The 23,193-nt window shown below is 37.7% G+C and carries 25 protein-coding genes and 1 tRNA gene; 21 read left to right on the top strand and 5 right to left on the bottom strand.

Annotated elements, in window-relative coordinates; all coding sequences use genetic code 11:
* Positions 1-35: 35 nt before the first annotated feature.
* From MHH95_RS14510 to MHH95_RS14490, 5 genes are read left to right on the top strand one after another with little or no spacing between them, the layout of a single operon-like run.
* A complete protein-coding gene (locus MHH95_RS14510; protein ID WP_340728162.1) occupies positions 36-986 on the top strand; it encodes an ABC transporter permease in 951 nt (316 codons plus the stop codon).
* Between the two features lie 12 nt (positions 987-998).
* Positions 999-1,937 (top strand): ABC transporter permease, encoded by a 939-nt coding sequence (locus MHH95_RS14505; RefSeq protein ID WP_340728161.1) that lies wholly within the window; start codon positions 999-1,001, stop codon positions 1,935-1,937.
* Positions 1,937-2,923, top strand: a complete 987-nt coding sequence (locus tag MHH95_RS14500; RefSeq protein WP_340728160.1) for an ABC transporter ATP-binding protein — start codon at positions 1,937-1,939, stop codon at positions 2,921-2,923. The genes MHH95_RS14505 and MHH95_RS14500 overlap by 1 nt, the downstream gene beginning before the upstream one ends.
* The gene (locus MHH95_RS14495) at positions 2,923-3,921 is read left to right on the top strand and encodes an ABC transporter ATP-binding protein (protein ID WP_340728159.1); all 999 of its coding nucleotides are present in this window, start codon (positions 2,923-2,925) and stop codon (positions 3,919-3,921) included. Before MHH95_RS14500 ends, MHH95_RS14495 begins: the two co-directional genes overlap by 1 nt.
* A complete protein-coding gene (locus tag MHH95_RS14490) occupies positions 3,909-4,298 on the top strand; it encodes an OsmC family protein (RefSeq protein ID WP_340728158.1) in 390 nt (129 codons plus the stop codon). Before MHH95_RS14495 ends, MHH95_RS14490 begins: the two co-directional genes overlap by 13 nt.
* Positions 4,299-4,520: 222 nt before the next feature.
* Here the strand turns inward: MHH95_RS14490 and MHH95_RS14485 are convergent, their stop codons facing one another.
* On the bottom strand, positions 4,521-5,549 hold the full coding sequence (locus MHH95_RS14485; protein ID WP_340728157.1) for a PTS transporter subunit IIC: 1,029 nt from the start codon (positions 5,547-5,549) through the stop codon (positions 4,521-4,523).
* 496 nt (positions 5,550-6,045) lie between these two features.
* Here MHH95_RS14485 and MHH95_RS14480 point away from each other — a divergent pair, with 496 nt between their 5' ends.
* Both MHH95_RS14480 and MHH95_RS14475 read left to right on the top strand, forming a co-directional pair.
* Entirely contained in the window at positions 6,046-6,384 is a 339-nt protein-coding gene (locus tag MHH95_RS14480; protein WP_191701566.1) for a hypothetical protein, read from the top strand.
* A gap of 132 nt (positions 6,385-6,516) precedes the next feature.
* Positions 6,517-6,729 (top strand): bacteriocin immunity protein, encoded by a 213-nt coding sequence (locus tag MHH95_RS14475; protein ID WP_191701602.1) that lies wholly within the window; start codon positions 6,517-6,519, stop codon positions 6,727-6,729.
* Between the two features lie 451 nt (positions 6,730-7,180).
* Here the strand turns inward: MHH95_RS14475 and MHH95_RS14470 are convergent.
* Positions 7,181-7,253: transfer RNA gene (locus MHH95_RS14470), tRNA-Val, on the bottom strand.
* Between the two features lie 455 nt (positions 7,254-7,708).
* Between MHH95_RS14470 and MHH95_RS14465 the strand changes: the two genes are divergently transcribed.
* Positions 7,709-8,839, top strand: a complete 1,131-nt coding sequence (locus MHH95_RS14465; protein ID WP_340728156.1) for a serine hydrolase domain-containing protein — start codon at positions 7,709-7,711, stop codon at positions 8,837-8,839.
* Between the two features lie 689 nt (positions 8,840-9,528).
* Here MHH95_RS14465 and MHH95_RS14460 read toward each other — a convergent pair.
* Complete coding sequence (locus tag MHH95_RS14460) at positions 9,529-9,750, bottom strand: hypothetical protein (RefSeq protein WP_191701579.1); 222 nt, start codon at positions 9,748-9,750, stop codon at positions 9,529-9,531.
* Between the two features lie 170 nt (positions 9,751-9,920).
* Here MHH95_RS14460 and MHH95_RS14455 point away from each other — a divergent pair, with 170 nt between their 5' ends.
* From MHH95_RS14455 to MHH95_RS14405, 11 genes are all read left to right on the top strand, one after another.
* Positions 9,921-11,183 (top strand): M48 family metallopeptidase, encoded by a 1,263-nt coding sequence (locus MHH95_RS14455; protein ID WP_340728155.1) that lies wholly within the window; start codon positions 9,921-9,923, stop codon positions 11,181-11,183.
* Between the two features lie 185 nt (positions 11,184-11,368).
* Complete coding sequence (locus tag MHH95_RS14450) at positions 11,369-12,331, top strand: phosphotransferase enzyme family protein (protein ID WP_340728154.1); 963 nt, start codon at positions 11,369-11,371, stop codon at positions 12,329-12,331.
* Positions 12,332-12,343: 12 nt separating this feature from the next.
* A complete protein-coding gene (locus MHH95_RS14445) occupies positions 12,344-12,913 on the top strand; it encodes a nucleotidyltransferase domain-containing protein (protein WP_340728153.1) in 570 nt (189 codons plus the stop codon).
* 43 nt (positions 12,914-12,956) lie between these two features.
* A complete protein-coding gene (locus MHH95_RS14440) occupies positions 12,957-13,499 on the top strand; it encodes a DJ-1/PfpI family protein (RefSeq protein WP_340728152.1) in 543 nt (180 codons plus the stop codon).
* Positions 13,500-13,528: 29 nt separating this feature from the next.
* Positions 13,529-14,128 carry a protein kinase gene (locus MHH95_RS14435; RefSeq protein WP_340728151.1) on the top strand — a complete coding sequence of 200 codons (600 nt, stop codon included), beginning with the start codon at positions 13,529-13,531 and terminating at the stop codon, positions 14,126-14,128.
* A 32-nt stretch (positions 14,129-14,160) separates the two neighbouring features.
* Positions 14,161-14,355 carry a DUF6366 family protein gene (locus MHH95_RS14430; protein WP_340728150.1) on the top strand — a complete coding sequence of 65 codons (195 nt, stop codon included), beginning with the start codon at positions 14,161-14,163 and terminating at the stop codon, positions 14,353-14,355.
* Between the two features lie 55 nt (positions 14,356-14,410).
* Positions 14,411-14,623, top strand: coding sequence for a hypothetical protein (locus MHH95_RS14425; RefSeq protein ID WP_191701586.1), 213 nt, complete (start codon positions 14,411-14,413; stop codon positions 14,621-14,623).
* A 10-nt stretch (positions 14,624-14,633) separates the two neighbouring features.
* The gene (locus MHH95_RS14420; RefSeq protein WP_340728149.1) at positions 14,634-14,981 is read left to right on the top strand and encodes a DUF3139 domain-containing protein; all 348 of its coding nucleotides are present in this window, start codon (positions 14,634-14,636) and stop codon (positions 14,979-14,981) included.
* 162 nt (positions 14,982-15,143) lie between these two features.
* Positions 15,144-15,446 (top strand): transposase, encoded by a 303-nt coding sequence (locus MHH95_RS14415; RefSeq protein ID WP_340728148.1) that lies wholly within the window; start codon positions 15,144-15,146, stop codon positions 15,444-15,446.
* Positions 15,443-16,333, top strand: coding sequence for an IS3 family transposase (locus MHH95_RS14410; protein WP_340728147.1), 891 nt, complete (start codon positions 15,443-15,445; stop codon positions 16,331-16,333). The genes MHH95_RS14415 and MHH95_RS14410 overlap by 4 nt, the downstream gene beginning before the upstream one ends.
* Before the next feature lie 166 nt (positions 16,334-16,499).
* The gene (locus MHH95_RS14405) at positions 16,500-17,234 is read left to right on the top strand and encodes a hypothetical protein (protein WP_340728146.1); all 735 of its coding nucleotides are present in this window, start codon (positions 16,500-16,502) and stop codon (positions 17,232-17,234) included.
* Positions 17,235-17,275: 41 nt separating this feature from the next.
* Here the strand turns inward: MHH95_RS14405 and cydC are convergent, their stop codons facing one another.
* Together cydC and cydD are read right to left on the bottom strand one after the other, a co-directional pair.
* Positions 17,276-18,937: a thiol reductant ABC exporter subunit CydC gene (gene cydC / locus MHH95_RS14400; RefSeq protein WP_340728145.1), complete on the bottom strand. Its 1,662-nt coding sequence runs from the start codon at positions 18,935-18,937 to the stop codon at positions 17,276-17,278.
* Positions 18,937-20,637 (bottom strand): thiol reductant ABC exporter subunit CydD, encoded by a 1,701-nt coding sequence (gene cydD, locus MHH95_RS14395; RefSeq protein WP_340728144.1) that lies wholly within the window; start codon positions 20,635-20,637, stop codon positions 18,937-18,939. Before cydD ends, cydC begins: the two co-directional genes overlap by 1 nt.
* A gap of 193 nt (positions 20,638-20,830) precedes the next feature.
* Here cydD and MHH95_RS14390 point away from each other — a divergent pair, with 193 nt between their 5' ends.
* Together MHH95_RS14390 and MHH95_RS14385 are read left to right on the top strand one after the other, a co-directional pair.
* A complete protein-coding gene (locus tag MHH95_RS14390) occupies positions 20,831-22,162 on the top strand; it encodes a cytochrome ubiquinol oxidase subunit I (protein ID WP_340728143.1) in 1,332 nt (443 codons plus the stop codon).
* Complete coding sequence (locus MHH95_RS14385; RefSeq protein WP_340728142.1) at positions 22,162-23,190, top strand: cytochrome d ubiquinol oxidase subunit II; 1,029 nt, start codon at positions 22,162-22,164, stop codon at positions 23,188-23,190. The genes MHH95_RS14390 and MHH95_RS14385 overlap by 1 nt, the downstream gene beginning before the upstream one ends.
* Positions 23,191-23,193: the final 3 nt, after the last annotated feature.

Genomic DNA, 23,193 nt, shown 5'->3' with positions numbered 1-23,193 from the left:
AATGTAAAAGGATAAACCGATTGTGAGGGAAAAACATGCTAGCTTATATTTTTAAACGCTTGCTTTCAACAATCCCAGTACTGTTTGTTGTATCTGTCGTAATTTTTATTATTATTCATATTACGCCGGGGGATCCGGGTGCAACAATTTTAGGTATGGAAGCGACACCAGAGCAAATTGAAGAGCTTAACGAGCAGCTTGGCTATAACCGACCGATTCATGAACAGTATATTTCTTGGGTTAGTGGTGTATTTAAAGGAGACTTAGGTAACTCCATTTTTATGAGACAGCCTGTAACTGAGGCAATTAAAGAACATATCGGCCCAACATTATCACTCGCCATTTTAGCGCAACTTATTGCGATTGTATTAGCAATTCCATTTGGTGTACTTGCTGCTTATAAGCGAGGCTCATTAACAGATACTTCATTGATGAGTATTTCATTGTTAGGGATGGCCATCCCGAGTTTTTTATTAGCGCTTATTTTAATGCTTGTCGTCGGTGTGAAGCTACAGTGGCTACCAATAGCTGGCTATGCACCGCTATCAGATGGCTTAATGGAACATATAAAATTCTTGATTTTACCAGCGATTTCACTTGGGACGATTCAGGCAGCATTAATTACTCGTATGACGCGTTCTTCGATGCTAGATGTATTAAATTTAAACTATATTAAAACAGCGCGCGCTAAAGGTGTGCTGGAGTTGGGCGTATTGTTAAAACATGCGTTCCGTAATGCGTTTTTACCGATTTTAACGGTTATTGGCCAAACGTTTGGCACATTGGTAACGGGTGCAGTTGTGGTAGAGACGATTTTTAATATTCCTGGGCTTGGTCAATTAATTATTAATTCTGTAACGCGACGCGATTATACGGTTATTCAAGGTGTCGTGCTAATGGTAACAATTATGTATGTATTTATTAACTTAGTTATCGATTTACTGTACGGCGTTGTGGATCCACGTGTCCGTTTGGATCGTAAATAGAGAGGTGAAAAAATGACTACCTATTCGAAGGATGAGCTTGAACAGCTGTCTAAGGAATTCAAAAAGGAACAGCGTGCACTCAATTGGCGAAAAATAAAAGGTAATAAAGGCTTGCTTGCGGGCAGTTTTATATTTGTTGTATTAGCTTTACTAGCATTACTAGGTCCTTTATTTATTAATAATGATCCGTATGCAATGAAAGTAACAAGTCGTTTGTTAGAGCCGAGTGCTGCGCATTGGTTTGGAACAGATGAGTTTGGTCGAGATTTATTTACCCGCATAGTATATGGGGCAAGAGTATCACTATTAATCGGTGTAACCGTTGCATTTTTATCGTCAATGTTTGGTTTAGTTATGGGATTATATGCGAGCTATTATAAATGGTTAGACCATGTTTTAATGCGTATTTGTGATGGATTAATTGCAATTCCAGGTATATTACTAGCGATAACGTTAATGGCAGCATTAGGTGCATCTGCGACAAATGTAATTATCGCATTAGTCGTAGTATTTACGCCTAATATTGCACGCGTTGTTCGGGCGGCGGCATTAGTGGTAAAGGAACAAACATATATAGAAGCGATGCATGCGCAAGGTGCAAGTAATACACGTATTATTTGGTTACATATTATGCCGAATACATTGTCACCATTGTTAGTGCAAGCGACATTTGTTTTTGCAGAGGCGATTATTTCTGAGGCAGCACTTAGTTTCTTAGGCGCAGGTATTCCAGCACCAGAACCAAGTTGGGGCAATATATTACAGGCCGGCAAGCTTGTTATTTTTAAAGCTTGGTGGATGGTATTAGTGCCCGGAGCATTTATTGTGTTAGCAGTACTTTCGCTAAATTTATTGGGCGATGGCTTACGTGATTTTTTGGACCCTCGTCTAAAAGGATTACCTTCAAGAAAACGTAAGGCAAATAAACGAATAAAGGGAGGAAATGCGTAATGGCATTATTAAAAGTAGAAAATTTACAGACGCATTTCCAAACGGAGCGCGGTCAAGTATCTGCTGTACGCGGAGTTAATTTTACAGTAGAAAAAGGAGAAATTATCGGTATTGTTGGTGAGTCTGGCTGTGGTAAAAGTGTGATGTCACAGTCGATTATTCGCTTACAAGAGCATACGGAGCCGGTTGATTATGAGGGTGCGGTTTATTTTGAAGAGCAAAATTTACTTGATTTACCCTTGAAACAAATGAGTAAAATTCGTGGTAATGATATTTCGATTATTTTCCAAGATCCGTTGTCTTCATTAAATCCTATACAAACAGTAGGCGCACAAATCGTAGAGGTTTTACGTCTTCATCAAAAGCTATCAAAAAAGGAAGCGCGTACCCGAGCTATCGATTTGCTTCGGATAATAGGCATTCCTTCACCTGAAAAGCGCATTGATGAATACCCACATGAGCTATCAGGAGGAATGCAACAGCGTGTAATGATTGCGATGGCACTTGCGTGTAAGCCGAAGCTTTTAATTGCGGATGAGCCGACGACAGCTCTTGATGTAACGATTCAGGCGCAAATTTTAGATTTAATTGTTAAATTAAATAAAGAGCTAGGAATGGCTGTGCTCTTTATTACGCATGATTTAGGAGTAGTTGCAGAAATTTGTCAAAAGGTAAAAGTAATGTATTTAGGTCAAATTATTGAGGAAGCAACAACCGATCATTTATTTAAAAATCCGCTTCATCCGTATACGCAAGGCTTATTACATTCAAAGCCCGAGCTCGACGGAGATCGTCATGCACCACTTCAGGTAATAAAAGGGACTGTACCACCTTTGTCTAATATTCCTGCTGGTTGCGGCTTTGCGACACGTTGCCCGTTTGCAACTGATTTATGTCGTGTAGAAATGCCGCCAGTAATCGAAATGGAAGCAGATCAGCGAGTACAATGCTGGTTGTATGATGAGCAAAAGGGAGGCTGGGTATAATGACAAAGCAGCCGATTTTACAAGTAAAACAATTGCAAAAGCAATTTCCTCTTTACGGACCTTTTGGTAAGTTAGGTGGAGTCAAGCAAACAGTACATGCTGTAAAAGATGTTTCGATTTCGATGTACGAAGGTGAAACTTATGGCTTAGTAGGAGAGTCTGGCTCTGGTAAAAGTACGACGGGGCGTACGATTTTAGGGTTAACGGAGGCAACAGCTGGAGAGGTTATATATAACGAGCAAGATTTAACGAAGCTATCGAAAGCAGAGTTGCGTAAATTCCGTAGAGATTTACAGCTTGTTTTCCAAGATCCATTTTCTTCATTAAATCCACGTCAGCGCATTGGTCGGATTTTAGAAGAGCCACTAATTATTCATGGTATTGGTTCGAAAGAAGAACGAATTGAAAAAGTGTTTTCAATGTTAGAAATGGTAGGCTTACAAAATGAGCACTTTTATCGTTTTCCGCACGAATTTTCTGGTGGACAACGACAACGCCTTAGTATTGCGCGCGCATTAATTGTTAATCCAAAAGTAATGATTTGTGATGAGCCGGTTTCTGCGCTAGATGTTTCGATTCAATCACAAATTTTAAATATTTTAAAGCAATTACAGCAAGATATGGATTTATCGATGCTCTTTATTACACATGATATTAGCGTTGTTCGTTACATTTCGGATCGTATTGGTATTATGTATTTGGGAACAATTGTTGAGGAGGCGCCAACAGAGAAACTGTTTACTAATACCCTTCATCCGTATACGCAAGCATTATTTTCAGCTGTCCCTGGCAAGCAAAAGCGTGAACGTGTTATTTTAAAAGGTGAGATTCCATCACCAATAAATCCACCACCGGGCTGTGTTTTCCATACACGCTGTCCATTTGCTACAGAGCGTTGTAAAAATGAAGTACCGGCTTTACGAGAGATAGGAATAGAAGGATCGCAGCATAAAGTTGCGTGCCATTATGCAGAGGAGACAAAACAATGGTCAAATTAAACTGGGCACAAAATAAAAATGAAATTTCAAATGAAGCAGGGGTCCAACTAAGTGGAAACATGGGACCAAATCTAGATGGAGGTCTTTCACCGAAGGAATTATTAGAAGGTGCAGTGGCTCTATGCTTGTCGATTACATTACAAAAAGTTCTAGAGCGTGATGCGGTTGAAGCGGATTTAAACGAAGTAGAAATAGACGTAGTTGCTTCAAAAGCAGAAGGCGTAGAAAATCACTTTGCGAAATTTGAAGTACAGGTTACATTCCCCTCTACTTTTGAAACGGCATATAAAGCTAAGCTCTTAAAAATAATAGAGCGAGGCTGTACGATTAGTAACACGCTTGTTAGCGATGTAGCGGTAGAAATTGTAGAGAGATAGTTAAAAATATTATATGGTAATGATGTTGGGACAATAAGTAAAAATTTCGTCCTCCAACAGAGATGGCGTTGTCTATAGACAACGCCATCTCTGTTTTTCACGAGGATTACACCTCTCGTATTGTGTATTTACTTAAGTTTGTGACGAATAACGTGGGGTCAATTTTGTTTGAAAGTATTCCGCGTGAAGAAGATTATAAAGACCTGGTCAAAAATCTAAAAACTATTGAATTTCCATACGTAAATCACCCGTCTTAGCTAGTCCTCTTGCTTTTAGTAAATGATAAACAGTAACAGAAATAACCGCTGGTAAAATGACACCTAATACAATATACATCAATAGAACCATCACACCTTGGTTAGCAAGAATATTTAAAGGTGCAATAAATGAGTTTAGACCAAGTCCAGCTAATGTATAAGGAACTTCAAAGTTAAACATTAATATTGCGATTGGCGCACAAATAACGGAAGATAGAAATGGCCCTATAGCAAGAAGGGGGTTTTTAACGAGATTTGGCAATTGTACTTTTGGTGTTAAAAATGATTGGGCAATATTGGCACCTAAATCGTTTTGTTTATAAGACATCGCCGTAAATCCGGCAAACTGAGCCGTACATCCAATCAGTGCAGCGGCACTCGAAACTGGGTCAAGCTGTAAGGCAATAGCAATTGCTGCAGAAGAGGCCGGAGACATTAGAAAAATACTCCAGACTAATGCGATAACTATGGAACCTATCACAGGAGATCCTGAAACAGAGTTTGCGATAAATCTACTTAACTGCTCCAAAAGGGGGGTAGTAACTGCTGCTAATACTACACCTGAGACACCTCCGATAAGTATAGATGAAAATGGAATAGCAAGCATATCTAACTTCGTTTTACCGGCAATGCGTTTTCCAACCCAAACAGCAATAATGGTAGCTAACACGGCACTTATCGGTTGCCCTGTAGTAAGAATCCAGGCTCCATCTGCATTCATATGAAGGGCATTTGCACCGATCGTACTAGATGCCATCGCACTGAAAATAACTAATGTATTTCCACCTAGTTGATAAGCGATACCAGCACCAATTGCAGGCGCAAGCATAAGTTGTGCTGCCTTTCCGATAGTTGTAAAGCCTTCCCAACCAGTAAAAGTTCCGAACGTTTCAATCAGAAGGCCAATACCTAATGTGACAAGAACGGCGTTTGCTAGCCCTTGAGACCCCTTATACATCCGATCAATAATGTATTGTTTTGTTGTTTGTTTCATTCCCAAATACCTCCAAATGTATAACATTAATTATATTGTGAATTTTCTAAAAATAATAAGCCGACGAAGGGATGAGTAACTTACGAATAGAAATAAGCTCTATTTTTTGATTAACTCCTCTGTTTAAATCCTTTCCACTAGTAAATTGTTATAATATTAATATAATTTAAAAAAGTAGTCAATACTATTCTGGTATAATAACGAGTGAAGTAAAACCAAAGATTTAATGACATCTTGGGATTTAGCATTTTGGTTAGCAAGCGTAAATTTATAATGTTAAGGATAAATCGGTACTCTTATACTCTATATATAAATCAAGGCCTAATCACAAATAGGGACATCAGTTGAAAATGAGTTAGCTAAAGTATTTGGTGAATCATTACAATTTTTTGGGAAATTATTGGTCGTGGGAAGAAGTGATTTATGGTAGCTTAAGAACAAGGCTAACAATGAATGTGCTTACAGGTTTATACAAAGAATAGGAGGAGACGAATTAATGCTTGAAGAGAAGCAAAAACAACATACTAAATGGTTCTTAGATGGAGATTTAAAATTACGACAACAAGATCTTGAAGATGGAAGAATAGGTATTTGGGTTTCAGTTCATAAATTTAACGTTTGTTTTACCATGATTATGTATGATTTTATTGATTGGTGTAGAGAGTTGGATATAAATTTAGAGGTTGATATGGGTTGGAATAACCATAGGGGCTTTGTAATTGAGAGTAAGGATTTAGTGTTGTTAAGGTCAGAAATAAAAAGGTTCATAGACATATACAATATAAAGCCTACTGAAGATGGCGAGAAATTTTCTGACGATGAGTGGTATTCATAATATAATGTGAATATTTTTAAGAGATAATCAATAGTTACTAAGGATATAGATAAAGACTTAAGAAATGCACCAAAATATTTTAGGCCCTGCTTATCATTTTGGGGAGAAATGGAAGTAGAGAAGGTGGAAAAAATGAGAAAAAAGTTATCTAAAGATGAATTAGTTGGACTAGTAAATAAAATATGTAATCCTAAGTTGTCTGATGAAGAAGTAAGCGGATATATAGAAATTTTAGAAGACAATGTTCCTCATCCAGCCCCTAGTGACTTAATTTTTTGGAATGAAGAGGATTTATCACCAGAAGAAGTAGTGGAGATTGCCTTAGCGTATGAAGAAGAAAAATAATTATATTTAGAACATGTATCAGGAGAACCTTGAATGGCTATATGCCTTCAAGGGTTCTTTTTTGTAGGTTTGAAACCCCTCTGCTGTACAGGGGATTCCGGAAAGCTTTTAGCTATGGACAATAAAAAAAACTCCAATCGTACAATATAGTTAGGTCTGGACAACCGACTACATACTGATTTGTAGGCACGCTAATTATCAGAAGCAGAAATGGATGCATTAGACGTTCTTCTTATGTACAAGAAAATCGCTTTTGCTGATATTACGGACTTCATTGATTTCTCACAAGTAGAGTGCAAAGTCACGCTGAAGAAACGGTCAAGGAGTTTGCTGAAAATGGTTCTCTTACGTCACATATCCCTCACGTAACAATAAAAATGCTTTATTTTCGGGAGTTATTTATGGAATAAAAAAAGCCGAAAACCCTTATAAATAAAGGCTTTCAGCGTTATGGTCCCGACTGGTCTCGAACCAGCGACCCCCACCTTGTCGAGGTGGTGCTCTCCCAACTGAGCTACAAGACCTTAATAAGATACAAAAAACAATTATATCAATGTTCTTGTAAATTATACCATAAAATTCTGTTGGAGGTATTAAAAGGATTTGTGCTTTTTTATTATCTGCATAGTTAGGTGATAAAAGTACATACCAACTGTTACATAATCGCATCCCTTCATGCTCAGTGATCGCTAAATTCCAAACGTCTCAACCGCCATTAAAATTAGTTTATTCTGAATACATAGTGCCATTTTTTCAGACACGAACGAATGTTAAATCAATGACAATGTCATACGAGATGTCCAGTGGCAATGGAACAATGTAGTAAAGTGGATCCAGGACTGAAATTTATTCCTGAGCATAGAATGAAGGCTTGTCTACTTTTTGATAATAAATCATATATTGAATAGTCGACATTAGAAATTTCAGTTTTGTAGCTAATGGAAAGAGATTAGAAAATGAGATGAAGGGTGATTGAAATATGGATACATTTCAGAAATTAAAAGATTTTATGGATACTGTACCGCAACTAGGGCTTTCTGGTATTGATTGCATCATTTATCGTGAACATGAGGAGATTTTTCGATATGATGCTGGTTATTCGGATATTGAGAATCAAGTTCCTATGCAACCCAATGCATTGTATAACATCTATTCGGCAACTAAAATAGTCACATGTATTGCGACATTACAATTAGTTGAAGAAGGGAAAATATTATTGACTGATCCCTTGTATATGTATCTACCTGAATTTAAAGAGATGTATGTTAAAAGTGGAACATTTATTATTACACCTGCAACAAAGCATATAAGAATAGCTGATTTATTAACGATGACAGCGGGCTTAAGTTATGAAAGGGATACGCCGCAACTTCGAAAACTTTTTGAAGAGAAAGGGTTGGATTTTAATACAAGAGAGTTTGTAGAGACACTTGCAAAAGAACCTCTGTTATTTGAACCAGGCGAAGGTTGGAATTATAGTTTTTGTCATGATGTTTTAGCTGCGGTAATTGAAGTTGTAACAGGTAAAAGCTTCGGAGCGTATTTAGAAGAAAAGATTTTTAAGCCATTAGGGATGAAGACAACTGGTTTTTCTGTTGCAGAAGAAAAGAAAATTAATATTGCTCCACAATATGAGTATAATCCAATAACAGAAAAGTTGAGAAGGATTAGCAGCGATTGTGTAGGAGTAATTGGTTTGAGGCATGAGAGTGGAGGCGGTGGGCTAATTACTACTCTTGAAGATTACATTTTATTTGTAGATGCATTGGCCTGTGGGGGAGTTGGCAAATATGGGGAACGCATTATTAGTGTAAATTCCATTAATTTAATGAGAACAAATCAATTAGAAGGCAAAAGTTATTTAGACTATAAAAAAATGATACCAGCTGAAGGAGTTGGTTATGGTCTAGGTGTATCAGTAGTAATGGATGCGGCCAAGGCATTTCGTTTAGTACCTGACAATTCTTTTTCTTGGGGTGGGTTAGGAGGAGTTCATGTTTTTATAGATCCTACAAACAAAATTTCTTATTTTGTTGCACAACATTGTCTTCGTAGCCCTAAACATTTAATAGAACCAAAAATGCTAAATATTTTATATGGAGCGCTTTGAGATATTCTGATTGGATATACGGGGGAGTACGTTGAATTGCATAAAGAAGATATAATGCATATTCATGAAATAGAAAAAGCTACAATTTGTTGACTACGATGTATGGGCCCACAATCATTTAAAATAATATTTAGTATTGGGAGTAATGACTCAGGATGTATAAACTACATGAACCGACGGAGGCATTAGTAAAACAAGCACAGTAAATGACAAAAAACGCTCAGAATAAACTATTGAGCGTTTATGCTTGCCTTCTATATTGCCTCTTTACTATTAAAAAGTATGTTAATTGTTTTGTTATTTACATTGTTTTTTGAGGTTTTCTCCCCATCGACCGAACCCGTTATCTTTATTCTGCTATTTTTTCAATTAGCTAAAGAATGACCTAAAGATGATTGTATAGAGTGAAATAAAATAGAAAAGAATTAAAGTGTACATAATAAATGCGCTCAGACGATTTTTTTAACGAGATGGCGGTTAATCTCATCTCGATTCGTCTGAGCGTATTTAAAATTATAGAGTTTCTTCTATTTTGTATAATGCTTCTATTACTGATGCTTACCTTTTGCAAGCCCAGCCATCTTTATCGTAATAGCATGCAGGTTGATAGGCAGGATGAGATGAGCTAACATCACTAGATTTTAATTGTTATAATTTTACAATCGTTTGTTCGCGCTTTTTCCTATATATTAACGTTTTTTCTTTTTATCATCTTTTAGTAAGGCTTGCTTTTTATCTATCTTTTCCAAGGCTACATGGACTTGATATTTATTGTCTTCGAGTTGAACAACATTGACTACTTTTCCTTTACGGCCTTTGATCTTGAGGTTTTCATCAACCTCGGGTATACGCTCTAAACATTGACTTAATACAGGTGTGTTGTTTTCTAAATAATGAATAGCAAATTGCATGTTTATGGGCTCCTTGTAAACTCAAATAGAAGTTTGAGTGAATTTTTTTCAATTTATGATGATTTCGGAGCGTATAGAACTGACTAAAAAGGAGATAGACAAACTATTTAGAAATGATTTCTCCACTTCAATAATAAGATAGGGTAACGAATGAATTGAGGTGTGAAGAAATGACGAAAAAATGGGGTTTAATGGCTGTTGTTGCATTTGGTCTGTATGCAGCCGCGATGTATTTTTATATTTTTCATGGTCCAAATAGCGGAATACCAGATGCTCTTCAAGGATCGGCAGCGGATCCAAGTACTTTTCTTACAACGCAGGAGTTGTTATTAAGTGAAGAGTTATCTAAGATAAGAAATTTCTTGTTCTTTGTAGCAGGGCCGTTGGAATGGCTGCTTTATTTTGCTATTTTGATTACAGGAATGTCACGGGTGTTTGAAAAATGGAGTTCTGTACAGTTTAAATGGTCCTTGTTTAGAACAGGCATGTATGTATTTTTGCTCTCGTTAGTATTGTTCATCCTACGCTTCCCACTGGACTTTTATCAGTATACGGTGAGCAAAAGCTATGGTATTAGTACTCAGTTTTTTTCCTCCTGGATGCGGGATAATGTAATTGATTTTTGGCTTGATTTTGGGATGTCGGTGATTACGGTGTCGGTTCTCTATTGGCTCATTAAAAAAAGTCCGAAGAGATGGTGGTTCTATACTTGGGCGTTAACTGTTCCATTTTCAATTTTCCTTATGTTCATCCAACCCGTCGTGATTGACCCGATCTATAATGATTTTTATCAGTTAAAGGATAAGGAATTGGAGACGAAGATTCTTTCACTTGCAGAGCAGGCGGACATTCCTTCAGACCATGTGTATGAAGTGAATATGTCGGAAAAGACGAATGCTTTAAATGCGTATGTGACAGGGATCGGCGAAAATTCTAGAATTGTGCTGTGGGATACGACATTAGACCGGTTAACGCATGATGAGATTCTCTTTATAATGGCGCATGAGATGGGTCATTACTTGTTAAAAGATATTTATATTAACATCGCTGTCTATTTGTTCATGACGTTTATAGGGCTTTGGTTAATTGCAAAAATAATGCCTCGAATGATTAATCGATATGGATCGATCATAAAAGTTAAGAAATTAAGTAATATTAGCTCACTGCCATTGTTTTTATTGATTTCATCTTTCCTGTTATTCTTCTCAAATCCATTGTCAAATGCGGTTTCGCGGTATCAGGAGGTCCGGGCCGATGAATATGCAATGGAACTCGTGGAAAATCCCGAAGCGGCGATTTCGACATTTCAACAGTTGACGAAAGCTGGACTTGGCGAAGTAAACCCGTCCACACTGGTCAAATGGTTCCGCTACTCTCATCCGCCGATGTTAGAAAGAATCAATAAAGTAGCCGAACAAGCTGACAAAGAATAGAAAAATAGAATAAGTTAGGCGCTTCAAATCCCTGTAAATCGAGGGTTTGGGGCGTTTTTTCTTTTTCTGATGAATTGGCGCGAATGATGGATTTTATTGAACAAAACCTATCATCATAAATTGGTTATGTTATTATTTACATATTAGTCCTAATAATTGGAATAGAATAAAAATTACTGCAGGAGATGGCACTTATGGCACAAAAAATACTTGAATTGCTCAACAGAATTTATCCAGTGGGTTTGATTAAAGTGGAAGCCGTTACAAATGAAATGTATCGGTGTACCGGAGCACAAGGGGAATATTTTGCAAGGATTACAAACTACAAAGGGTATGATGAACAAGTAGAAGAGGTTGCCTATACAAACTTCCTACATAAAGCAGGACTAGGTGTGTCACCCACAATCCTTTCAATAAATGGTCAAGAGGTAGAAAAAATCACCATTAATAATAAGGAAGTTTTAACAGTTCTTTATGAAGCGGCTCCTGGTAAGCACTTATCAAGAAATGAATGGAATGCCGAGGTATTAAAAGCGTTAGGCCGGCAAATCGGAAAATTACATCGTCTCTCGAGAAAGTTTGAAGAGACTTATTCGACACGCTATATCAACGATTGGCATCAAAATGAGGAGTATGCTTTCCTGAAATATATTCCTGAGGAAGAAACTGCGATTAGAGAAGTTGCACAGGAGGTTTTAACAAAGATTAAAAACCTTCCGAAAGACAAGGCCAATTATGGGTTGTTACACGGTGATTTATGGTTGGAAAATGTAGTAGTAGATCGTGATTTAAAACTGACAATGGTTGATTTTCAGGATTGTGAGAAGCATTTTTATGCTTTTGATTTAGCTGTTCCTATTTATAGTGCGATCGAGTATTCATTTGTCGGGGGCGGCAACATCCTGGAATATGGAAGAAGTATAACAAAGGCAATCATCGAGGGCTACAAAGAGGAAAATGATATCGCGAGCGAAATGCTAGAAAAAATTCCTTTATTTATAAAACTTAAAGAAGTATTTGAATATAGCTTAATGCATATGTACTGGAATAAAGAAAAGTTAACGGAAGAACAGATTCGTATCATGAACCATTTTAGGATGAGAATTGAAAACAACTACAATTTGTTGGATATAGATGGTTTGTTTTAAGGAGGGACTTCTATGTCATTTGAACAATGCCAACATGTTAATTCTTTAATGGCAGAATTTAATAAAACATGGTTCGTTGCTGGCGGATGGGCAATTGACCTTTTTATAGGGAAAGAAACAAGGGAACATAAGGATATTGAAATAGCTATATTTCGAAAAGACCAACTACATTTAAAAAGATATTTAAATGACTGGGATTTTAAGCAGGTGAAACAAGGTGAATTTTATGATTGGGGTAATGAATTTTTAGAGCTCCCAATTCACGAATTACACGCTACAAATAAGTTAAGTGGAGAGAGAATTGAAGTCCTTCTTAATGAAACAGAGGAGAATGACTGGAAATTTAGACGAGATTTAAGAATTCATGCGCCACTTAATTCAATTTGCAGCGTTTCTAAAACCGGCATTCCGTATTTAAATCCTGAAATTGTTCTATTATATAAAGCGAAGAATACAAGAGAAAAAGACCATCAGGATTTTCTTGCAATAAAGGACTTGCTTAATAATAAGCAGAAACAATGGCTACGAAATGCACTTGAACTGCACGAACCAGAACATAAGTGGGTTGAATTTTTAAATTAATAATTTGGGCGCGGTACTAAAATAATGAATGGAGATAACTATAGTGAAAAAAACAGCCATAATGTTATATCCGCAATTCAGCGAATATGAATTAAGTGTCGCGCTATCGATTTTAATGCAAGGGAACAAGCCCATTGTAACGGTGGGGTTGAACACCCAACCAATTAGGGGAGAGTCTGGATTAACTTGTATAGCTGACACCACGATTAGTGAAATTAATATTGAAGAGATTGATAGTATCGTCTTACCGGGTTGTTTGGATATTGAACCGCTTCTAGGTGAAGAGGGTTTAATCGAGTTTTTAAAGCAAGTCGTTTCAACAGAAACAATCGTTGCCAGTATATCAAGTTCTCCGTATTTTTTAGCAAAAGCTGGTTTACTGACAGGGAAGAAATATACAGTGGGGTTACCGATGGAAGCGATTGATAAGCTAGGCGTTTTTGAGAAGGAAAATTACTGCCCTGATTTAGTCGTACAGGATGGCAATATGATTACAGCACGAGGAAGTGGATTTATTAAATTCGGCGTTTGTTTAGGAAAGGCATTAAACCTCGAATTCGATGAAAGCTGGTATCAAGAAAAATAAAAAATACATAATGATTTGGTGATGATGAAATGGATATTTCCAATGTAGTAGAAAATATTGATGATATGTTAAAAAGCGCGGAAATGATTGGTATCGGTTCAACACGAAAAGTTTATCGTTACGAAAACCTTGTCATCAAAACTTTTTTACACCCGGTTGGATACGCTCAAAGCAAAAATGAATATGAAATTTATCAATCATTGGAAATGAAGGGGTTAGAAAAACATATCGCACCCATTCTTTTTATGAATGAAAAATATGTTATTCAGCCTTTTTATGAGCAGCTTCCTTTAAATAATAACTGCTCATATGATCTTGATTTAGAGACAGATAAAAGAATGACAGAAGATTTAAAAGCTGCACTCCAGGTATTTGATCAAGAACTAGATGGCTTTGATTTTAAAGATATTGGCAATTATGGGTTGAATGAAGAAGGGCACCTCGTTTTAATTGATTACGGCATGACTAAAACATTATATGAAGAACAGTGGGTTCCATTAGCTGAAGCAGGTAAGCTACCTCAAATTCGATACGAAAAATGTCAGGTGTGTAATATTGAAAAGGAACTTCGGATGTATGGAGAAAATGACACCGATCTGCGTTGTGTAGCTTGTGGTAAAGATTATTAATAAATAGTAGATTTTTGATGGAGGTGTACTCAGTGAATAAAAATAATGAAACGCCCCAAGCACGAAGAGAGCGATTGAGACAGGAAGAATTAAAGCGAAATCCATCTGCTAGTATGCATGGTGGGGGGCTTCAGGATTTAATTGGAGATTTGGGTTGGAGAGGGACAGGATTACTCTTTCTTATAATAGTCATTGCTATTGTTATCTATTTAGCATTTTTCAACTAAAGAGGATTATGGGCAAGGCGTAACTTTGAATAATCAAAGCTTAAAGGGGGTGCCTATGAAAATTTATTGGGTTTTAGTTGGAATATTTTTTCTCGCTTGGATTGCAATTTCACATCAATATCCTGAACCGAGTTGGTGGTCCATCTTTAATGCTGATCGCTCAACACATACACCTCTCATGGAGCATGTCTCATTAATTAAAGTATCGATTACACTCATCATTTTTGGGGGAGTGGCTTACCTTGTACAGCGGTTTATTTCAGTTTGATCGGGATCGGATGTCCAGACGTTCTAGAGTAATTTTATTTATCGCTATTATAGTTTTAGCATTAATATTCACTCGGTTTATTTATATTGAAGTGAATAAAATTATTTATAAAAATAGGGTATCGGATTATTTGATTACGGAAATGGAATACGATGAAGATGAAATAGCCAAAGTTGAAGGGGTTTATGGATTCAAAATGCCTGAATTTTATGTAGCTGTGGTCTTTAAAAATGAACCGTACGTTGAATATCTTTATGTTGCACATGGCAGCGTATCACAGTACGAGTATCAGATTATTGATTCTCAGTACAAGAATTTATCTCAGGATGAATTGAAAAATTATGAACCGAGATTCTAGTGGCAAATTTTTTGTGAAATAAATAAGGGAAGTTTTTACCCTTAAATGCAAAACTGGCGAGATTTGAGCCGGAATAAAGGAAGAAATGAGGTTAGTATGAAAAATGGACACGTCTTAAGAGACACTTTAAGATAAAGATATCTAAAAAAGGACGTGGAACTTATGAAAGAAAAACAAACTCGAAAGCGATTAGACGCACAAACAAAAGAATACATTTTAAAATCCGTTTTAGAGGAGGGCGTAAAAGTCTCCGACCTGGCATTTAAATTTGAAATTGGTACTTCAACGATTCATAAATGGATTAAAGATTATCGTGATGCCAATAGTGAAGATATTACACGTTATATCACATCAAGCGAATTGGAAAAAGTACAGGCAGCTTATGAGAAGAAAGTACGTGATCTGGAAGAAGAGAATGCCATTCTAAAAAAGGCTATGCACATCTTTGCGAAAAACCCCGAGTGATTTATGCCTTTATTGAAAAGCATAAAAACGATTTTAGAATTGCGAGGATGTGCACGATATTACAGGTTTCCAAAAGTGGATTTTATGAATGGCGTAAAATGCAAAAGCGGCCTTTATCAGAAAAAGAAGTACGTGATACAGAACTTGCCCACCAGATTCATAAATCGTATGAAAAAAGTTTTGGAACATACGGTAGTCCTCGTATTACCCATGATTTAGCGAGTTTGGGTTATGTCTGCTCGCAAAAGAAAATCGCTAATATGATGCGGGATTTAGGGTTAAGCGCTGTATTCCCTAAGTCTGTGCAACGAACAACAGATTCAAATCATAAGCAATTTATTTATCCGAACATAGTGAACCGAAAATTTCATGTTTTAGAAAAAAACAAAGTATGGGTCGCAGACATTACCTATATCCGAACGTTAGAAGGCTGGGTGTATCTCGCGTCCATCATGGATTTATATTCCCGAAAAATCGTAGGTTGGGCGATTGCGGATCATATGGAAGAAACATTGATTGAAGAGGCATTAAAGCATGCTTTATCCGTTCGAAAACCGGCAAAAGGATTAATCCATCACTCCGATCGTGGCGCACAATATTGCGCCAATGGTTATACAAAACTATTAAAAGAACAAGGGATTCAAATTAGCATGAGTCGTAAAGGGGATCCTTATGACAATGCGTGTATTGAATCATTCCATGCGACGATAAAAAAAGAATGGATATATCGTCACCGATTTCAAACCAAAAATGAAGCAAGAAAGAGTGTGGAAGCTTATATTGTGAAGTTTTACAATGAGCGTCGACGTCATTCCACACTTGGCTATTTATCACCGAATCAATTTGAAAGAAATCAGCAGGAGCGCTTTTTACAAAGTGCCTCTTAAAGTTCTCTTATAGGGTTTTCATCACCACATGCCCAGACCTGGGGATGTGGTGATGAAAAGCAGAGCAACCGAAGGGCGGTAGCAAAAAATAGTCTCTTAACCCGTGTCCGGAATATTGACAGAAGACCAGAAATTACCGTTATTTCATTAAATAGCACGTTTTTTTATGAATTTAGACATGATAAGGGAAAATCCTTCCGCTATTTTTGAGGGTTTTCTCATTATTTTTGAAATAAGGGAAATTATTACCGCTATTTTTGGCAGGAGGGGGAAATTTTTGAGAAATAAATATATCATATTGTTTTCTACTTTATTTTCTATTTTAATAGTAAGCTCTGGATGCGCTATTTCAGGTGAGGAGAAAATAACAATCGAGGTTAATTCGGAATCAGAATATGTGGATACATTTAAAGATTTGAATTTGGGCATCCTGTTTGATTTTAATATTAAATTACCGAATGCTGATAAAAGCTGGGTGAATCTATGGGTGGAGCGATATATTGACGGTGAGTTAGAGTCAGAACCATTAACGCAATTGTCATACGGGAACAGTCCTAATAAAGTTCAAGAAGGGAATTTGGGTTTTGGTATGATTAATACGAGCTCAGAAGAAGACACGCTAGTTTTCCTTTATGGACCTAGTGTTAGAACCAATCCAGAAAGAATTGAAAAAGAAGCTAAGTCGGGTATTTTTAGTGGAGCGGAATATGCCATTGGTAATGACGAAGTGGAATTAGAATTAGGTGAAACAAAAATTTTAGGAGTCTACAGAGAAACGGAAGGCGACTCAATGCGTACGTTCGATTTCCAAGATGAGGATTCCGTTAATCAAATGATTCAACAGGATGATGAGGTGCTACTACTTAAGATAAAGGTTGAAGAAAGAATTATTAATTATTAACAAAGGGCGTGATTCAGTAATTAGAATCAACGCCTTTTTCATTACTGCTTAAGCATCTCCCAATAAAGTCCTTTTCCCTCCACCAATTGTTGATGTGTACCGCATTCGACAATTTTTCCCCGGAGCATGACGCAGATACGATCAAACTGGTCCAAGTCTGCTAGGGAATGGGTAACCATAACAACGGTTTTGTTAGCGGCTTCCTCGTGTAAGGTGTTGAACAATATTTTTTCTGTTGAAACATCGAGGCTCGTAAACGGTTCATCCACAATCCATAAGTCACTTTCTTTTAATAAAAGTCGGGCAAAAGCTAACCGCTGTTTTTCTCCGCCTGACAAATTCCCGCCTTTTTCAAAAATAGGATCTTCCAGGATTTTATTTAATTGTGCTTTTTGGAGTACTTCCTGTAACGCTTCATCTGATGCTTCCTCATTCGCCATTAGCAGATTGCTTTTAATTGTTCCCGAAAAGAAATGGTTGTGCTGCAGCATCGTACTCATATGCGTATACATCGACTGTGAGCTGATGTCATTAATATCAGTAGTATTAACGCGGATTACACCGGACGTTCTTTTTATTTCCTTCATTAAAAGTTGCAGCAACGTAGTTTTGCCGCAGCCACTTGGACCAATAATGGCAATTTTCTCACCAGCCTGAATGTTTAACGAGAGCTGTTCAAGAGCGGGTCGATTAGCAGCAGGGTACGAATAGGAGACGTCGTGCAATTGTATCTGTTGGATAACTCCCTTTAAATGCAGTGTTCCATCTGATTCATTTTTAGATGTAATTGCCTCAAGTCGATCAACGGCATTTTTCGTATGTCTTGCAAAAATAGGAACGAGGGCAAGGGGGACGGCCGATTCAAAAACTGTAAGCGAGATGAGCACAATTAACGCAAGGTACACGCCATCCAGCTGTTCGACTGAAGTTAAATAAGCTCCGACAAATACTACGGAAAAGCTTGTAAACAAGGCAATGAGCTGATTCCATAAATAAGAAGTGTGCTCCTGATCAAGCTCTTTTCTGCGGGAGTTCCCGTAAGCTTTGTATAAGGCTGATAATTCCACGGCTTTTGATTCATTTTGATGATGCAGTACTAAATCCCGGTAGCCGTAAAAGTATTCTGTAGCCAAAATCGTGAGTTCCTTTTTTTCTAAATTACTTGTAGAATACGGACGCCAAAATAATATATAGGGAACGACTATACTTGTTAGTACAATACCTATGAGCAAAAGCAACGAAATCCAAGGTGAGAAAAACAGTGAAAATAATATAACGACGATAAATACAAAAAGGGCGATAAAGGGTGGATATAACACGCGTAAAAAGAAGTTTTGCAACTGCTCAACATCGCCTGTAATCCGTGTTAGCAGATCACCGCTTTTATAATGGTTGAGTACATGTGCTTGCGGCAAAAGCTTTTTGAAAAATTTCATCCGCACAATGCTAATAAACTTAAAAGTAACGCGGTGTGAAATGTAGCGTTCGGCATATTTACTCGCGGATTTTGTTACACCGAATAATTTAAGAAAGGCAGTTAAAATTAAAATGATGTAAAAAGGCGGCATGAGGGCAGCTTTTGAAATGAGCAGACCGCTTTGTGCAAATAAAGCCACCGCTGTTAACCCGCTTATTGTGCCAGCTAATAGTGCAAGAAGTACATCTTTTTTATCCTGCCAAATCATTGCGACGAGTTCCTGCATTACGTAACCCTCCTTTCGACCATTTCCTTATAATATGGGTGATCTTTTAGTGTTTCAGGTGTGCCGGCTTTGACGATTTGCCCGTCTTCAACGATAAAAATGACATCTGCAAACCGGATGCTTTTATACTTGTGAGCAGCAATAATAACGGTTGCCTGTTCACTTAGTTTTTCAATGGATGTATTGAGCAGGTGCTCTGTTGCGACATCCAATCCAGCTGTTGGCTCATCAAAAAAGACAATAGAAGGTTCTTTTAGGAAAGCTCGTGCAATCGCCACGCGCTGTTTCTCGCCACCGGATAGTCCGATGCCACCTTCACCGATCACGGCAGCAAGTCCATCATGTAAAGAGGCTACCCATTCGGTTAATTGTGCTTGTTTTAATACGTTATAAATTTGTGTATCTGAAACTTGCAGCCCCATACATATATTGTCGCGAAGTGTCCCTGCAAAAATATAAGGATGTTGTGAAATATAGCTTGTTTGTGCATACCAGTCATTTGCACGATATAATTTGCGTGGTTCACCGTTTAAATAGATGCCCCCAGAATCAAGCTCGGTTAAGCTCGATAAAAGGTTTAATATCGTCGTTTTGCCATGACCTGTTTTCCCGATAAATGCGGCGGTTTGTCCAGGCTGGATAGTGAATGATAGGGGGCCAATAGTAAAGCCGCTGTTATAGCGAAATTTCGCATGTTCCACAGATAGCACCGGTCCGTTTGTTAATTTTTGATCTCCCCATTGTACAGGTCTTTCCTCTTCCTTCAGCTGTTCTTCGAGTAATGCGGCAGCACCTAAACTCCCTCTGCCTGTATGAAATGCCGCGCCTAATTCTTTCAACGAATTATAATATTCAGGAGCTAATGTCAAAATAAAAAAAGCCGATGCAAAGGTTAAGGTTTTAAAAACAATCATTTGAAAGCCGATTTCCAGTGCGACTAAACCAATACCAAGCGTTGTAATAAGCTCAATAAAAAGTGTTGAGGCGAATGCAATTTTTAATACACCGAGTGTCCGGCTCATAAATGCTTCATTGCTTTTGGCTAAAATCTGCTCCTGCTGTTTGCTCTGCCCGAACAAGCGAATCGTTTGTAACCCTTGAAGCAAGTCTAGAAATTTACCGGAAAATCGATTCAGTGCATCCAATTGCTCCTCTGACTTTTTCTTCGTTTGCATCCCGATGATGATATAAGTAATCGGCACAAATGGTGCAGTAACGAGCATGATCCAACCACTGTTCGGATGAATGAGAAACACAGCAATCAAAATCATAATAGGGACTACGATAGTCTTAATAAGCTGAGGTGTATATTCTCTATAATAACTTTCCAGTTGGTCCACAGTGTCTACCAGCAGTGTGACCTTCTCGCCGGTTTGGTAAGAGACGTGTTTTTCCATTGTCGTTGAAGACCAATGCTGCATTAACTTTTTCCGAACTGTTACCTTTACATCTTCCGCTAGCTTTCCGCCGATCCGACCTAAAGAATATTGAGAAGCCAGTCTAACAACAATGGCTAATAGTAATAGTAAAAAGAATACGTACGTATACGAAAAAGCCTTCTTTTCCATAAAAACAAGGTTGACCGTTTCTACAATACTGTAGCTTTGCAAAATAATACTTCCTCCCAAAAATAATGAGATGAAAATTAAAATAACAATCTTGGATCGGTTAGCGCGCATGAAATGCTGCAGAAATGGCATAGTATCAACTCCTCATTAGCTATACTAGTCAATTTTTGTTAAAAGCAACCATCCACTACGCAATTTTTAGTTCTTCCGAGCAGAGAATCTTTACGAGCAGTGAATATTAACAAATTGGATGTGAATACTGATGTGAGGATATTTAATAAAACTTGCAAATGATTTACAGATTCTTGATGTTGGAGGTAAGACAATGGACAACTCGGCGGTGTTTTGGAGTAGGACGCTAACAGAGCTTACATTAACTTTTCACATTATTTTTGCGACGCTCGGTGTCGGGGTCCCGCTCATCATTTTAATTGCTCAGTATGTGGGCTATAAGAAAAACGATGAACACTATACGTTGCTGGCACGAAGAGTAGCGCGGGGCTTTACGATTACAGTAGCGGTAGGGGTTGTGACAGGGACCATTATTGGCTTGCAGCTATCGCTTTTATGGCCTCAGTTTATGGAGTTAGCAGGACAAACGATTGCGCTGCCGTTATTTATGGAGACGTTTGCCTTTTTCTTTGAAGCGATCTTTTTAGGGATTTATTTGTATACTTGGGATCGATTTAAAAATCCGAAATATCATATGCTGCTTCTCATTCCGGTCGCAATCGGCGCTTTCATGTCGGCTATTTTCATTACGATTGTCAATGCGTTTATGAATGCACCGAGAGGCTTTGATCTTGTTGGCGGAGAGATCATTAATATTCAACCGATTTTAGCGATGTTTACACCTGCTATGCCAACTAAAGTTGGACATGTGCTAACTTCGAGTTTTATGACCGTTGCCTTTACTTTAGCGGCAATTGCTGCATATAAACTGCTAAAAGGCGAGAACCACATTTATCATAAAAAGTCGCTGAACCTAATGATGAAGTTGGGACTCATTTTCTCCATAGCAACAGCCGTTGTAGGAGACTTTTCAGCCAAATATTTAGCGGAATATCAGCCGGAAAAACTAGCAGCAGCCGAGTGGCATTTTGAAACTGAAGCCGGGGCAGATTTAATCTTTTTCGGGATACTTGACGGGGATGAAGTGAAATATGAAATTCGTATGCCGAAAGTATTGAGTTTCTTAATAAGTAATAATTTCAATGCAGAAGTAACAGGGTTAAATGATTTCCCTGAAGATGAAAGACCACCGCTTATTACCCATTATTATTTTAATATTATGGTGGCAATCGGCAGTCTAATGATTTTTTTAGCGCTCGGATATGTAGTCGGAAAATGGAGAGGTTGGCAGTGGATTGCATCCCGGTGGTTCAGATGGCTTATCGTATTGGGCGGGCCTTTATCATTTATAGCCATTGAAACAGGCTGGTGGCTAGCAGAACAGGGACGGCAGCCATGGATTTTATACGGGATTATGCGCACAGAGCAAGGTGCAACAACAGCAACCGGTGTCGAATGGCTGTTTATCGCATTTGCTGTTGTCTATTTAATATTAGGGATTGGAAGCGTTGTCGTATTACGAAGAATGTTTAAAAATAATCCCGTTTCCAAAGAATTAGCGCTTCGTAAAGGCGGTGAACATTAATGTCATTAGAAATACTAGGGATTTTTGTTTTATGGATATTCTTGTTTGGCTATGTCATTGTCGCCTCGATTGATTTTGGTGCAGGGTTTTTCAATGCATACAGTCTTTTAACGGGGAAAAATAATATTTTATCAAAAATAATTAAACGCTATTTATCACCAGTATGGGAAATTACCAATGTGTTTTTAGTATTTTTCTTTGTTGGCATCGTAGGATTTTTTCCGCAGACGGCTTATTATTATGGAACAATTTTGTTAGTGCCGGTATCGATTGCTTTAATCTTGCTGGCAATTCGGGGGAGCTACTATGCGTTTGAATCCTATAGTGGGTTAAGAGGACATAAAGGATATGCGACGGCATACGGTATCGCAGGTTTATTAATCCCGGCATCATTATCTGTCGTATTGGCGATTTCAGAAGGTGGCTTTGTCACAATAGATGAAACAGGACCAAAACTTGACTATAGCGCGTTATTTACAAGTCCTCTGGCATGGTCAATTGTCGTATTAAGCCTTACCGCTGTTCTCTATATTTCCGCAGTCTTTTTAAATTGGTATGCCAATAAAGCTGGTGATACGAAGGCAAGTGAATTGATGCGTAAATATGCACTCATTTGGGCAATTCCTTTAATCGTCAGTGCCATGGGGATCATTTTGGAAATGCGTGCCACAAATAATTGGCACTATCAAAATATACTGGATCTTACTTGGCTATTTATCGTATCCGGCATTTTATTTATTATAACGATCTGGTTCATTTGGAAAAAGAAGAGCTACGGTTTATCGGTAGTTGTGATGATTTTACAGTTTGCCACAGCTTTCTTTGCTTACGGTATTTCTCATTATCCTTATTTGCTTTATCCTTATTTAACGATTCACGATAGTTTCACAAATGATTCGATGGCGATTGCACTTGTATTAGCCTTTATCGCTGGATTATGTTTACTCATTCCATCGATGTATTTAGTTTTTAAATTATTTATTTTTCATAAAGGCTATATTACCGGGGAAGACGAAACACATGTTTAGGGG

The sequence above is a fragment of the Solibacillus sp. FSL K6-4121 genome, assembly GCF_038002585.1.
GTDB classification, from domain to species: Bacteria; Bacillota; Bacilli; order Bacillales_A; family Planococcaceae; genus Solibacillus; species Solibacillus faecavium.
This window is presented reverse-complemented; position numbering and strand designations above follow the sequence as displayed.

Excerpts from the sequence above, each read along its gene's own strand:
- cydC (WP_340728145.1), bottom strand. The coding sequence starts at position 18,937 with ATGCAGGAACTCGTCGCAATGATTTGGCAGGATAAAAAAGATGTACTT.
- MHH95_RS14455 (WP_340728155.1), top strand. The coding sequence starts at position 9,921 with ATGACGAAAAAATGGGGTTTAATGGCTGTTGTTGCATTTGGTCTGTAT.
- MHH95_RS14450 (WP_340728154.1), top strand. The coding sequence starts at position 11,369 with ATGGCACTTATGGCACAAAAAATACTTGAATTGCTCAACAGAATTTAT.
- MHH95_RS14510 (WP_340728162.1), top strand. The coding sequence starts at position 36 with ATGCTAGCTTATATTTTTAAACGCTTGCTTTCAACAATCCCAGTACTG.
- MHH95_RS14425 (WP_191701586.1), top strand. The coding sequence starts at position 14,411 with ATGAAAATTTATTGGGTTTTAGTTGGAATATTTTTTCTCGCTTGGATT.
- MHH95_RS14385 (WP_340728142.1), top strand. The coding sequence starts at position 22,162 with ATGTCATTAGAAATACTAGGGATTTTTGTTTTATGGATATTCTTGTTT.
- MHH95_RS14500 (WP_340728160.1), top strand. The coding sequence starts at position 1,937 with ATGGCATTATTAAAAGTAGAAAATTTACAGACGCATTTCCAAACGGAG.
- MHH95_RS14495 (WP_340728159.1), top strand. The coding sequence starts at position 2,923 with ATGACAAAGCAGCCGATTTTACAAGTAAAACAATTGCAAAAGCAATTT.
- MHH95_RS14405 (WP_340728146.1), top strand. The coding sequence starts at position 16,500 with ATGAATTTAGACATGATAAGGGAAAATCCTTCCGCTATTTTTGAGGGT.
- MHH95_RS14445 (WP_340728153.1), top strand. The coding sequence starts at position 12,344 with ATGTCATTTGAACAATGCCAACATGTTAATTCTTTAATGGCAGAATTT.
- MHH95_RS14390 (WP_340728143.1), top strand. The coding sequence starts at position 20,831 with ATGGACAACTCGGCGGTGTTTTGGAGTAGGACGCTAACAGAGCTTACA.
- MHH95_RS14475 (WP_191701602.1), top strand. The coding sequence starts at position 6,517 with ATGAGAAAAAAGTTATCTAAAGATGAATTAGTTGGACTAGTAAATAAA.
- MHH95_RS14480 (WP_191701566.1), top strand. The coding sequence starts at position 6,046 with ATGCTTGAAGAGAAGCAAAAACAACATACTAAATGGTTCTTAGATGGA.
- MHH95_RS14485 (WP_340728157.1), bottom strand. The coding sequence starts at position 5,549 with ATGAAACAAACAACAAAACAATACATTATTGATCGGATGTATAAGGGG.
- MHH95_RS14460 (WP_191701579.1), bottom strand. The coding sequence starts at position 9,750 with ATGCAATTTGCTATTCATTATTTAGAAAACAACACACCTGTATTAAGT.
- MHH95_RS14490 (WP_340728158.1), top strand. The coding sequence starts at position 3,909 with ATGGTCAAATTAAACTGGGCACAAAATAAAAATGAAATTTCAAATGAA.
- MHH95_RS14435 (WP_340728151.1), top strand. The coding sequence starts at position 13,529 with ATGGATATTTCCAATGTAGTAGAAAATATTGATGATATGTTAAAAAGC.
- MHH95_RS14505 (WP_340728161.1), top strand. The coding sequence starts at position 999 with ATGACTACCTATTCGAAGGATGAGCTTGAACAGCTGTCTAAGGAATTC.
- cydD (WP_340728144.1), bottom strand. The coding sequence starts at position 20,637 with ATGCCATTTCTGCAGCATTTCATGCGCGCTAACCGATCCAAGATTGTT.
- MHH95_RS14465 (WP_340728156.1), top strand. The coding sequence starts at position 7,709 with ATGGATACATTTCAGAAATTAAAAGATTTTATGGATACTGTACCGCAA.
- MHH95_RS14415 (WP_340728148.1), top strand. The coding sequence starts at position 15,144 with ATGAAAGAAAAACAAACTCGAAAGCGATTAGACGCACAAACAAAAGAA.
- MHH95_RS14420 (WP_340728149.1), top strand. The coding sequence starts at position 14,634 with ATGTCCAGACGTTCTAGAGTAATTTTATTTATCGCTATTATAGTTTTA.